2 protein-coding genes are annotated in these 1,741 nt (G+C 67.9%); both read left to right on the top strand.

Features of this window, described 5'->3' with window-relative positions; genetic code table 11:
• The first annotated feature begins 152 nt into the window (after positions 1-152).
• Entirely contained in the window at positions 153-1,100 is a 948-nt protein-coding gene (locus VF662_RS16840) for a complex I NDUFA9 subunit family protein (protein ID WP_464143106.1), read from the top strand.
• 12 nt (positions 1,101-1,112) lie between these two features.
• The coding region (locus VF662_RS16835; protein ID WP_464143105.1) for an undecaprenyl-diphosphate phosphatase at positions 1,113-1,741 on the top strand (629 nt) is incomplete at its 3' end.

Below are 1,741 nucleotides of genomic sequence, written 5' to 3'. Positions count from 1 at the left end.
CGCCAGCACCTGAAGCTGGTGCGTCTACCAATTCCGCCACCTGGGCACGGGAAGGAAATCAAGCAGGTAGGCCGCGCGAACTAGGGGGGCGGCGCAAGCTTGTCAACGCACCGGCGAGCAGGCATTGGGGGCGCGATTTTTCGAGGCTTTCGATGGTTCAGAAGACGGACAGGCTGGTCACATTGTTCGGCGGAGGCGGCTTTGTCGGCCGGTATATCGCCCAGCATATCTACAAGACCGGCGCCCGCGTGCGCATTGCGCAGTTCGATGCGCGGAAGGCCTTCTTCCTGAAGCCGCTGGGCGGCCTCGGCCAGACTCAGTTCGTCGCCGCCGATATCCGCAATCCGGAGCATGTCCGAGCCGCAGTCAGGAACAGCGATGCGGTCGTGAACCTCGTCGGGGTGCTGAAGGGCGATTTCCAGGCGCTGCACGTGGACGGCGCGCGCAACGTCGCCGAGGCGTGCGCCGAGCAGGGCGTCTCCTCGCTCGTGCACATCTCCGCGATCGGCGCCGATCCGGAGAGCCCGTCCGCCTACGGCCGAAGCAAGGGCGAGGGCGAAGAGGCCGTGCGTGCCGCCTTCCCGAACGCCACGATCATGCGCCCCTCGCTCGTCTTCGGGCGCGAGGACAATTTCGTGAACCGCTTTGCCGGAATGGCGCGGGTGGCGCCGGTGCTTCCGGTAATCCGCGGCGCTGTGAAGTTCCAGCCGGTCTATGCCGCCGACGTCGGCAAGGCGGTCACCGCCGCCGCGCTCGACCCGCACAGCCATGGCGGCAGGACCTACGAGCTCGGCGGCCCGCGCGTGCTGACGATGCGCGAGCTGATGGAGTGGATTGGCGAGACCACCGGCCACAACCGCACGCTCATCGACATTCCCGACGCGATCGGAAGCATCATCGCCCGCGCGATCGGCTGGCTTCCGGGGGCGCCGATCACCTGGGACCAGTGGCTGATGCTCCAGCGCGACAACGTGGTCGGTCAGGGCGCCGAGGGGCTGCGCTCGTTCGGGATCGCCCCGACGCCCCTCGAGGCCGTCTCGGAAGGCTGGCTCACCGCCTACCGCCGCCGCGGCCGCTTTGCCGCCAAGCAGCCTTACTGACGCCCCGACGCAGTGACCGACGCCTCGCTTCTCACGATCATCCTGCTCGGCATCGTCGAGGGGCTTACCGAATTCCTGCCCGTCTCCTCGACCGGGCACCTTATCCTCGCAACGGAGCTGCTCGGCTTCAACGCGGACCGCTGGGCCCTGTTCAACATCGCCATCCAGCCGGGCGCGATCCTGGCGATCCTGGTCCTCTACTGGCGCACCTTCCGCGATGTGCTTGTGGGCCTTGGCCGCCGGGAGCCCGCCTCGATCGCGTTCGTGCGCAACCTGCTGGTGGCCTTCCTGCCGGCGGTGGTGATCGGGCTGCTGTTCAACGATCCGATCGAGGCGCTGCTGGAAAACGCGATGGTGGTCGGCTGGGCGCTGATCCTCGGAGGCGTCGCGATCCTGGTCGTGGAACGCTACGCACGCCCCGTCGAAGCGGGCGGAGTGTCGGGCGTGAGCCTCCGCCAGTCGATCGGAGTCGGCCTCGTCCAGTGCCTGGCGATGATCCCCGGCGTCAGCCGCTCCGGAGCGACGATCCTCGGCGCGATGAGCCTCGGCGTCGACCGAAAGACGGCCGCCGAATTCAGCTTCTTCCTCGCCGTCCCCACCCTCACCGGGGCGACGGTGCTTCAGCTTGCCAAGCATCGGGA

The sequence above is a fragment of the Allosphingosinicella sp. genome (genome assembly GCF_036387215.1).
Lineage (GTDB): Bacteria > Pseudomonadota > Alphaproteobacteria > Sphingomonadales > Sphingomonadaceae > Allosphingosinicella.
Note: the sequence above shows the minus strand (reverse complement) of the source record. Positions and strands in the feature narration are given on the sequence as shown.